The 10,637-nt window shown below is 62.5% G+C and carries 8 protein-coding genes and 1 pseudogene; 2 read left to right on the forward strand and 7 right to left on the reverse strand.

The features are described 5' to 3' along the window. On the reverse strand, positions 1-785 hold a 785-nt coding region (locus AHiyo1_RS07270; protein WP_275937042.1), incomplete at its 3' end, for a Tex-like N-terminal domain-containing protein. 95 nt (positions 786-880) lie between these two features. Here AHiyo1_RS07270 and AHiyo1_RS07275 point away from each other — a divergent pair. Next, entirely contained in the window at positions 881-1,177 is a 297-nt protein-coding gene (locus tag AHiyo1_RS07275; RefSeq protein ID WP_059388107.1) for a hypothetical protein, read from the forward strand. A gap of 78 nt (positions 1,178-1,255) precedes the next feature. Here the strand turns inward: AHiyo1_RS07275 and AHiyo1_RS07280 are convergent, their stop codons facing one another. From AHiyo1_RS07280 to chvE, 5 genes are all read right to left on the reverse strand, one after another. Further along, on the reverse strand, positions 1,256-1,693 hold the full coding sequence (locus AHiyo1_RS07280; RefSeq protein ID WP_059388108.1) for a CBS domain-containing protein: 438 nt from the start codon (positions 1,691-1,693) through the stop codon (positions 1,256-1,258). Positions 1,694-1,825: 132 nt separating this feature from the next. After that, positions 1,826-2,284: a nucleoside deaminase gene (locus tag AHiyo1_RS07285; RefSeq protein ID WP_059388109.1), complete on the reverse strand. Its 459-nt coding sequence runs from the start codon at positions 2,282-2,284 to the stop codon at positions 1,826-1,828. A 140-nt stretch (positions 2,285-2,424) separates the two neighbouring features. Then, positions 2,425-3,690 carry a multiple monosaccharide ABC transporter permease gene (gene mmsB / locus AHiyo1_RS07290; RefSeq protein ID WP_059388110.1) on the reverse strand — a complete coding sequence of 422 codons (1,266 nt, stop codon included), beginning with the start codon at positions 3,688-3,690 and terminating at the stop codon, positions 2,425-2,427. Continuing rightward, positions 3,690-5,201 carry a multiple monosaccharide ABC transporter ATP-binding protein gene (mmsA, locus tag AHiyo1_RS07295; RefSeq protein ID WP_059388111.1) on the reverse strand — a complete coding sequence of 504 codons (1,512 nt, stop codon included), beginning with the start codon at positions 5,199-5,201 and terminating at the stop codon, positions 3,690-3,692. The genes mmsB and mmsA overlap by 1 nt, the downstream gene beginning before the upstream one ends. Before the next feature lie 111 nt (positions 5,202-5,312). Then, the gene (gene chvE / locus AHiyo1_RS07300; RefSeq protein WP_253257199.1) at positions 5,313-6,428 is read right to left on the reverse strand and encodes a multiple monosaccharide ABC transporter substrate-binding protein; all 1,116 of its coding nucleotides are present in this window, start codon (positions 6,426-6,428) and stop codon (positions 5,313-5,315) included. 165 nt (positions 6,429-6,593) lie between these two features. On the opposite strand from chvE, the pseudogene AHiyo1_RS07305 reads away from it, so the two are divergent. Continuing rightward, a pseudogene (locus AHiyo1_RS07305) lies at positions 6,594-10,257 on the forward strand (TM0106 family RecB-like putative nuclease). A gap of 26 nt (positions 10,258-10,283) precedes the next feature. Here AHiyo1_RS07305 and AHiyo1_RS07310 read toward each other — a convergent pair. Next, the coding region (locus tag AHiyo1_RS07310) for a triose-phosphate isomerase (protein ID WP_172465520.1) at positions 10,284-10,637 on the reverse strand (354 nt) is incomplete at its 5' end.

Genomic DNA, 10,637 nt, shown 5'->3' on the forward strand with positions numbered 1-10,637 from the left:
TCGTCGTCGGCTGGTTCTGCCTCGGCGAGATCAAGCTCCAGGACGCCGTCGTTCTCGCCACGCAAGAGCGCGAGTACGCGGTGGCCGGGCATGCCGGAAGGCACTTGGGAAAACTCGAAGTAGTCCTTGAACTTGTGCCCCTCGAGTTCCTGGCCCTTCTTCACGCGCGACACCATCCGGCCCTGCGTCCACAACCGCTCGCGCAGCGTTTCGGCCAGATCAGGGTCCTGGGAGACCCGCTCCACGAGGATCGAGCGGGCACCGGCGAGCGCCGCGGAGGCATCGTCAATGGAGTGCTCAGCGTTGAGATACTTGGCCGCCTCACGCTCAGGCTCCAGCTGCGGGTTCGCGAGAAGCGCATCAGCAAGCGGCTCGAGGCCGGCCTCGCGGGCGATCTGCGCTTTGGTGCGGCGCTTGGATTTGAAGGGCAGGTAGATGTCCTCGAGCCGGGACTTGGTATCGGCGCCGACGACGGCGGCCTCCAGTTCCGGAGTCAGCTTGCCTTGGGCGGCAATCGCCTCAAGGACCGTTCGACGGCGGTCCTCCAGGTCCCGCAGGTACCGGAGCCGTTCCTCGAGCTCGCGCAGCTGGGTGTCATCGAGCGTCCCGGTGACTTCCTTGCGGTACCGGGCGATGAACGGGACGGTGGATCCGGCGTCAAGCAATTCAACCGCGGCCTTGACCTGCCAGGCCTTCACGCCGAGCTCTTCGGCGATCAATGCGTGGATGGCGGCGTCTGCTGACTGGGGCTGTGCTGACTGAGGCTGGGGAAGATGGGTCACCATGACATTTTGCCCTACCTAAAGACGGCGCGGAGTGCTGTAGTGGAAAGAGCCGCCGTTGATCCGGTCAGGAATGCTACTCAAGGAAGAGGCGCATCATGCAAGAACTGCTCATCATCCTGCAGGACGGCTTTGACGCAGATGACGTAGAAGTCACCGTCAACCACAAAGAGGCCCACCACGAGCGCGACGTATCGACCAGGGAGATGCTGGGAATGGCGGCAGAGATCTCCGTGGAGTTGCCCGCCAAGGGATCCACCGTGGGCGTCGAGGTCACGAGCCGTCGGCTGAGCGCGAGCAAGAAACTCCACGGAAAAGCAAAGAGCCTGCTGGTGTCCATCGAGGACGGGGAACTGGTGATGCGGGAAGGCACCGGGCGGGAAGCGTTTCTCTAGCTTCCGGCGCTTCTTGACCCGCATGCGGAAGCGTCACGGCCCGCGGGCCGTGACGCTTGATGGGTGCGGAATTTGCGGTTAGCCCAGTTGCGCCATGGGGGTCTTGGCGGAGATGTGCTCCACCAATTCGCCTACGCGCTCCTCGGTGTAGTTGCGGGCGATGTCGCCCTGGCTGATGATGCCCACCAACTTGTGATCGGTGATGACCGGAAGGCGCCGGATCTGGTGCTTTTCCATCAGGTCGATGGCTGCGTCGATGCTGGCATCTGCATCGATCCAGATCGGCGTGCCCTGGGCGAGATCTGCCGCGGTGAGCAGGTCAGCATCCAGTCCCTCAGCAACGCACCTGACCACAATGTCGCGGTCAGTGATGAATCCTTTGAGTCTTCCATCGTTGCCGCAAATGGGCAGCGAACCGACGTCCAGATCGCGCATCAGGACAGCCGCGTCACGCAGCGACTGCTCTTCTTTGACGCACTGGGCATTGGTGGTCATGAATTCGCGCACAACACTCATGAGTCCTCCTTGATCGATTGGGTATCGACGCGGACCCCCGGCACCGACGCCGATGCTGTCAGCCTACGCTTGGGCCTTGGCTGTGGCCAGATGCCGTTTGATTCGCCGGTTTTCCCGCTGCTCGCGCCGGTCCTACTCGGCGATGTCCTCGGCCCACAGTTCCGGATTCTCTTCCTGGAACGTGCGCATCATGTCCACGCACCGCTGGTCATCGAGGACCACCACCTCTACGCCCCGGGACCGCAGCAGCTCGAATTCGCCGCCGAAGGTGCGGGCCTCCCCCACCACCACGCGCGGGATTTTGAACTGGATGATGGTGCCCGTGCACATGGCACACGGAGCGAGGGTCGTATAGAGGGTGGTGTCCCGGTAGCTCTTCTGCCGGCCGGCTGCGCGGAGGGCCGACATTTCCCCGTGGGCGATGGGATCGCCGTTCTGGACACGTTCGTTGTGCCCGCTCGCGATCACCAGCCCACCACGGGCGAGAGCTGCGCCGATGGGAATGCCGCCTTCGCGAAGGCTCTTTTGGGCTGCCTGGTACGCGGCTTCGAACGCGGGATCTTGGGCGGCTTGGGCGTCAGACTGGGTCATTCGGAGCCTGCTTTCCAGGAGGTGGGGGAACGGGTGGGCTTTGCGAGTGGGACGTGGACTGCCGTGTTGGCCCCAGCGTAGCGCTGAAAAGCGCAGGCCCCCGGCTGTTGGGCCGGGACCTGCGCTTTTGCCCATCTCGCTTAGGCGCTTGCGACCGGTGTCCTGGTCTTTGCCTCGCTGGGGGCACTTCGGGGGGTAGTCTTCCTCCGTTGGCGGCCGCTCCCGTTCGACCCTCCCGCGCGTCGCTTGTTGAAGACATCGAAAGCGACGGCGGCCAAAAGTACCAGGCCCTTGATCAGCTGCTGGTATTCGGTTCCGACGCCAAGAATGGACATGCCGTTGTTGAGGATGCCGATGATCAAGCCGCCGATGAGGGCGCCCATTACCGTTCCAATTCCGCCGGTGACGGCAGCGCCTCCGATGAAGACCGCGGCGATCGCATCAAGTTCGAAGCCGTCCCCGGCCTTGGGGTTGGCCAGGTTCAGCTGCGCGGTAAAGACGAGGCCGGCCAAGGCCGCCAGAACACCCATGTTCACGAACAGGGTGAACGTGACCCGTTTGACCTTCACGCCGGAGAGTTCTGCGGCGAACCGGTTGCCGCCGATAGCGTAGATATGGCGTCCCCAGACCGAGTTGGCCATCACGGCTGAATAGGCGACGGTGAGCAGGCCGAGCACGATGAGCACGATCGGAGTTCCGCGGTAGCCTGCGAGCAGATAGGTGATGAGCAGGATCAGTAACGCGGTGAAGACCATCTTGCACACAAACCAGGCGAACGGCTCGTCCTCGAGGTTGTGCTTGCGGCGCGCCGCCCGTTGGCGCAGGTCCTGCACAACCAGAGCAATGGTGGCGACGATGCCGATGATCATTGTGAGTGGCTCAAGGGCGGAGGTGCCGCCCCCTAGGTCAGGGAGGAAGCCGCTGCCCAAGGATCGAAACTCGTCCGGGAAAGGGGAAATCTGCTGGTTCTGCAAGGCGATCTGGGTCAGCCCGCGGAAAGTGAGCATACCGGCCAGGGTGACGATGAAGGCCGGTATGCCGAAGTAGGCGATCCAGAAGCCCTGCCACATGCCAACGAGGGCGCCGATCGCTAGGCAAAGGATGATGGCGAGCCACCAAGGCACGCCCCATTGGGTAATCATGACACCTGACATTGCTCCGACGAAGGCGACCACGGACCCGACGGAGAGGTCGATGTGTCCGGCGATGATGACCATCACCATGCCAATGGCGAGAATGAGAATGTAGCTGTTCTGCACGATCAGGTTCGAGACGTTGATCGGAGCCAGCGTGATGCCGTTGGTGCTGACCTGGAAGAACAGGATGATCACAATCAGGGCGATGAACAGGCCGACTTGGCGCAACTGGCCGGCCAGGTAGTGCAATGCGGAGCGAAGCGCAAACATCAGGCTTCCTTTTCTAGGGTCATGTATTGCATCAGGTACTCGGCAGTGGCCTTTTCCCGTGGAATGTTAGCGGTGATCCGGCCCTCCGAGAGGGTGTAGATCCGGTCGCAGATGCCCAGCAGTTCGGGCAGCTCGGAGGAGATGACAACGATGCCCTTACCCTCGTCTGCCAGCTGGTTGATGATCGTATAAATCTCGTATTTGGCGCCGACGTCGATTCCTCGGGTGGGCTCGTCCAGGATCAGGACGTCTGGGTTGGCGAACATCCATTTCGACAGGACGACCTTTTGCTGGTTGCCGCCGGAGAGTTTTCCGGTGACCGCGGCGACCGTAGCTGCCTTGATTTTCATGCTGCGTCGATAGCCTTCGGCGACCAGGTTCTCCTTGTTGCTGTCTACCCAGCCCCAACGAGAGAGCTTGTCCAGGGCTGCGCCGGAGACATTACGCATGACGTTGTCCAGCAGGTTCAGTCCATAGTGCTTGCGGTCCTCGGTGGCATACGCGATGCCGTGATTAATCGCGGCGGCCACGGTGTTGGTTCTTATCTCTTGACCGTTTTTGTAGACGTGGCCGCTGATCTTCGCCCCGTAGCTGTGGCCGAAGATACTCATCGCGAGCTCGGTGCGTCCGGCGCCCATCAGTCCGGCGATGCCGACTATCTCGCCGGCGCGGACGTTGAAGCTCGCGTTCTTGACCACCTGCCGGCTCTGGTCCACCGGGTGGTGCACGGTCCAGTCCTCGACCCGCAGGATTTCCTCCCCGATCGATGGCTCGTGTTCGGGATAGCGGTGGTCGAGGTCCCGGCCCACCATTCCCTTGATGATGCGTTCCTCCGAGATGTCATCCTTGTGCATGTCAAGAGTCTCGATGGTCCGGCCATCGCGGATAATGGTCACCTTATCCGCAATGGCTTTGATCTCGTTGAGCTTGTGGCTGATGATGATCGAGGTGATGCCCTGGGCCTGCAAGTGCTTGATCAGGCGCAGCAAGTGTGCCGAGTCCTCGTCGTTCAGGGCCGCGGTCGGCTCGTCAAGGATGAGGAGCTTCACCCGCTTGGAAAGTGCTTTGGCGATTTCGACCAGCTGCTGCTTGCCCACGCCTAGATCCGTGATCTTGGTGATCGGGTTGTCGTTGAGGCCCACGCGCGCGAGTAGCTTTGAGGCCTCGAGGTTTGTCTTGTTCCAGTCCACGAAGCCGTTCCTGGCTTGTTCGTTGCCGAGGAAGATGTTCTCCGCGATGGAAAGGTAGGGGCTCAGGGCGAGCTCCTGATGGATGATCACGATGCCTGCGGCCTCGGAGCCTTTGATGTCTTTGAATTCGCAAAGCTCGTTTTCGAAATGGATTTCGCCTTCGTAGGTCCCGGCCGGGTAGACACCGGAAAGTACCTTCATCAGCGTTGATTTACCGGCCCCGTTTTCACCGCAAATCGCGTGTACGTGGCCCCGCTGGACCTCAAGGGAAACATCCTGGAGGGCCTTGACCCCTGGGAATGTCTTGGTGATGCCGCGCATCTCGAGAATATTCGTCGTCACGTCAAGTCCTAGCTTTCGCGTTTTCACGCTGTGGATCTCAGAAGTGTGGTGGTGGCGGTACGGTCCGCCACCACCACGGTTCAGGCTGGACTACTTCAGGTCCGAATCTTTGTAGTAGCCACTGTCGACAAGGACGGTCTGGTAGTTCGTCTTCGTGACAACGACCGGCTGCAACAGATAGGTCGGTACGATCTTGGCCTTGTTGTCGTAGCTCTTGGTGTCATTGGCCTCGGGAGTCTTGCCCTTGAGCAGGTCATCGGCCATGGTGACCGCCTGCTTTCCGAGGTCGCGGGTGTCCTTGAAGATCGTCGAGTATTGCTGGCCGGCGATGATCGACTTCACGGAGGCAGCCTCCGCGTCCTGACCGGTGATGACCGGCAATGCCGAGGGTGAATAGCCCGAAGCAGTCAGCGCGGAGATGATCCCGATCGAGAGACCGTCATAAGGGGAGAGGATTCCCTGCACCTTGGCGCCGCCCGAGTAGGTGCTGGCGATCAGGTTCTGCATGCGCTTCTGGGCCGTCGCGGGATCCCAACGCAGCGTGGCGATCTGCGTAAAGCCCGTCTGGCCGCTCTTGACCACAAGGGTGCCATCGTCGATGTACTTCTTCAATGTCTCCATCGCGCCGTTGTAGAAAAAGGTCGCGTTGTTGTCGTCAGGGCTGCCTGCGAAAAGCTCCACATTGAATGGGCCCTTCTTCCCGGTTTCCTTGCCGTCCTTATCGAGGATCCCCAGCCCGGCCAGCAGCGAAGTGGCCTGCTGGACCCCGACCTTCTTGTTGTCGAATGTCGTGTAGTAGTCAACGTTCTTGTTGCCGTTGATCAGGCGATCGTACGCGATGACCTTGATGCCGGCCTTGGCCGCGTTGTCCAGCTGGTCGCTGAGCGCGGTTCCGTCGATCGCAGCGATGATCAGCACCTTGGCGCCCTTGGTGATCATGTTGCTGATCTGCTGGACCTGCTGTGGAATCTTGTCGTCACCGTACTCAAGGTCCGTCTTGTAGCCCAGCTTTTCCAGCGAAGCCTTGATGGCATCACCGTCCTTGATCCAGCGTTCGGAGGTCTTTGTCGGCATCGCAATGCCCACCAAGGATCCGCTGTTGTCCCCTCCGCTGCTTTGGGCACTAGCGCCGCGGCTACCACAGGCGGCAACGCTGAGGGCCATACTGACGGCGACAGCGCCGACAATAAGCTTCCGTAGTTTCACTTTCAGTCCTTCGATTGCAGTTGACGTCGTTGTCGAGAAAACCCCGAAGATCACCCCCGGTTGACCTGCGTCACATGTTAGCGCTAACAAGCCCTGTTGGGCAACCACTTACTGTCGGACCGCACTGATAGCTTGGCTTCATCAGCTCAACGGTCTGGGGGCACGGTGTTTTTTCTCGATTCAGTAGATGCAGGGCAAGCGCAGGATTTGGTGTTTTCCGCCAGCGACCTCGTCACGGCCTCCACCTGCGAGTACCAGTTGCTGCGCAAGTTGGACGAGAAGCTGGGCCTCTCGCAGAAGCCGGCCTTCGACGTCGACGAAATGCTGGAGCGCACCGCCGCGCTCGGCGACGTCCACGAGCACAGGGTGCTGGACCGTTTCGTGGCCGAGTTCGGCACCTGGGATCCGCTCACGCGCAAGGGCGTGTTCGACGTCGTTCCCGCCGAAGCGATGGACCGCGCCACCTTGCAAGCCAAGCATGCGGAATCGATCGAGGCTTTGCGATCGGGCGCGGATGTGGTCTTCCAGGCCGCGTTTTTCGACGGCCAGTTTCACGGACGGTCCGATTTCCTCGTCAAGCAGCAGGATGGCAGCTACGCGGTGTACGACACCAAGCTCGCCCGCCACGCCAAAGTCACGGCCCTGCTGCAATTGGCTGCCTACGGCGATCAGCTGCTCAAGGCGGGAATCACACCGGCCCCGGATCTGACCCTTGTCCTCGGGGCTACGATTCAGCGGGAGTCTGCTGGATCGGACGGCCGGGGCGGCTTCGACTACGTGCACAGCGACCACCGGCTCGCCGACGTCTTGCCGGTCTTCCGCGAACGCCGGGACCGCTTCCTCGCATTGACGGACACGCACCGATCACGGCTGGAGCCCATCGAATGGGGCGCACCCGGAGTCACCGCATGCGGCCGCTGCGACTACTGCAAAGAACAAGTGCGCCTCCACCGGGACCTGCTGATGGTGGCGGGCATGAGAATCACGCGGCGCAAGAAGCTCATGGAAAACGGCATCTTCACCATTGATGCCCTTGCCCAGATGCCCGACGCCGCCGATTCCGTGACGCGGCGCCTGCAGGAACAGGCCCGACTACAGACCGGAACAGCCACCCCCGATGGCACCGTCACGTACACCGACAAGACCGGCGCAGCCAAGAGCATCAGCTATTCCGTTCTCGAGTCCAACTCCTTGGCCCGGCTCCCCCGGCCGGACGCGGGAGACATCTTCTTTGACTTCGAGGGAGACCCCCTGTGGCAGGACCCGGTAACGGGCCGCTGGGGACTGGAGTACTTGTTCGGGGTGATCGAGAATCCGGCCGAGCCGGGCGGAACTCCCGTGTTCAAGCCGTTCTGGGCACACTCCCGGGCTGAAGAACGGCAGGCGTTCATCGATTTCCTCGATTACGTGGAAGAACGCCGCATGAAGTATCCGGACATGCGGATCTACCACTACGCGGCCTATGAGAAAACAGCGCTGCGGAACCTGTCTGTCATCCATACCGTTGGCGAAGCCGCCGTGGACAACCTCCTCCGCGAAGGCGTGTTGGTTGACCTCTACGACACCGTGCGGCACAGCATCCGTATCTCCGAAGACTCCTACAGCATCAAGAAACTGGAGCCCCTGTACATGGGCGAACATTTGCGCTCGGGTGACGTGACCGACGCCGGGGCCTCCGTGGTTGCCTATGCCAACTACTGCACGGCCAGGGACGCACACCGCGAAGATGAAGCGGCAACGATCCTGGCGGGCATCTCCGACTACAACGAATATGACTGCCTCTCCACTCTGGAACTGCGGAATTGGCTGCTGGGCCTGGCAGCCGAACGCTCCATTGAACCCGGTTTTCCGGGTACCTCGGGACCCGGGCTACCCGCGGAGACCGAGCCGGACAAGTACCAGGCCGCGCCCGAGGAAACAGCCCTCCTCGAGTACCTTGCCGACTTGCCGGACGATGCCCTCCGCTCCGACGACAACAGGGCGGTGGCCTTGGTGGCGGCCGCAGTCGGCTTTCACCGGCGTGAGGACAAGCAATTCTGGTGGGGACACTTCGACCGCCTGGACCGGCCAGTCTCCGAATGGGAGGACACCAGGGACTGCTTCATCGTGGAGGGCGGCGACGTGCTGGAGGACTGGGCCAAGCCGACGCCCCGAAGCAACCCGGCACGGAAGGTAAGGCTGTTCGGCCACGCAGCCGATGGCTCCGGTTTCGCGCCCGGCAAGAAGTACTTCCGGATGTACGAGCCTCCCGTGCCGGAGGCTTTCGACGGTAAGGCAGTCAGCGCCCTGGGCAGGTCGGGAATGTCCGGCACGGAGGTGACCGAGGTCGGCGATCCCGAGGGCCTCGATGACGGCGGCCTGCTTTCGGGTCCCGACGACGGCGATTCGGATGCCGTAACCATTTCGGAGCGGCTGCCCAAGGGTGGCGAGGAATACTCCCAGCTTCCCATGGCCCTGACGCCCGATGCTCCGGTCAACACCGACGGGCAGAGGAAGGCCTTGAGCGAACTGGCCATCAGGGTGCGTTCCAGTCTGCCGTCGTGGCCCAAGGATCCGGCGCTGGATCTGTTGCGCCGCGTCCCACCGAGCTGGCCACGCTTGCGGAACTGCCCGCCGTCGGGCCTGGCGACGATGCATATGTGGATGCCATCACCGCTGCCGTGTCGGATCTTGACCAGTCATATCTCGCTGTCCAAGGCCCGCCGGGAACGGGCAAGACGTACGTTGGTTCGCATGTTGTCGAGCGCCTGGTGCGTGCGGGCTGGAAGGTAGGGGTTGTTGCACAGTCCCATGCCGTCGTCGAGAACATGCTGCACGCCGCAGTGAAGGCCGGGGTGGATCCTTCGCTCATCGCCAAGGAAATGAAGCATGACGACCCCGTTCCCTGGGACCAGCAGGCCAAGGACGACATTGAGCGGCTGCTTGGATCGCGGGGAGGCTGCTTGGTAGGCGGCACGGCATGGACCATGACGGGCCGCACCGTTCCTCCGGGATCCCTGGACTTGCTGGTGATCGACGAAGCCGGTCAGTTCTCGCTCGCCAACACCCTCGCCGTGAGCCGGGCAACGAAGCGGCTCCTGCTCCTTGGCGACCCCCAGCAACTTCCCCAGGTCACCCAGGGCAAGCACCCGGAACCCGTCGATGAATCCGCTCTCGGCTGGCTGGCCCACGGCGCGCACACGCTGCCCGCAAAGCTCGGCTACTTCCTGGCGACGTCGTGGCGCATGCACCGGATTTGTGCGCCGCGGTTTCGGAATTGTCCTACGATGGTCGGCTGCATTCAGCACCGGCTGCTTCCAAGCGGCGGCTCTCGGGCGTTCGGGCCGGCGTCGAATGCGTCTACGTCCCGCACGGCGGCAACTCCACCCAGTCTCCCGAGGAAGCCGCGGAGGTAGTCCGGCAAGTTAGGGCCCACCTCGGGCTGGCTTGGCTGGACCCCCGGGAATCAACCGAGGAGCAGCCGCTGGCCGAAAAGGACATCCTCGTGGTGGCTGCCTACAACGCCCAGGTCCAGCTCATTCAGCACGAACTAAGGGCAGCCGGACTTCGCGGTGTGCGGGTGGGGACCGTGGACAAGTTCCAGGGGCAGGAAGCTCCCGTGGTGATTGTGTCCATGGCTGCGTCCGCAGCCGCCGAGGTGCCGCGCGGCATGGAGTTCCTGCTCTCGCGCAACCGGATCAATGTGGCGGTGTCGCGCGGTCAGTGGCGCGCCGTCGTCGTTCGCTCACCGGAGCTGACAAACTACCTGCCGACCCGGCCGGAAGGGCTGGAGCAGCTGGGCGGCTTTGTGGGCCTGTGCCAGCGTGGAGACCCAACTGACTGGCAGTAGTTGCGTTTTGAGGGCTGAAAACGACACTACTGCGAGTTAGTTGGGCAATCCCAGGGCCTCGGGCAAGCCCAGCGCCTCGTCCAGCCGCAGCGCTCATCCAGTACCGCCCCGAAGTTCGCGGCGTCGTGGGCGAAGCGGCCTAGGAAGAGGCCTGACACGCCCCGCAGTTCGGGCAGGAGACCCGGTTTGGCCGAGCCACCGTAAATGATCGGCAGCCCGGCGAGGCCATGTTCGGCCAGCAGGTTCCGAAGGTGGGCGACGACGTCGGACACGTAAGCTGCGCGGGCTGGCTCGGCAGCGCCGATGGCCCACACCGGTTCGTACGCAATAACCAGGCGGGCCGCGGTCGCCCAGTCGTCCCGGACGGCCGCAGAGATCTG

Origin of the sequence: Arthrobacter sp. Hiyo1, assembly GCF_001263615.2 — a bacterium.
In the GTDB taxonomy this organism is placed as follows: domain Bacteria; phylum Actinomycetota; class Actinomycetes; order Actinomycetales; family Micrococcaceae; genus Arthrobacter.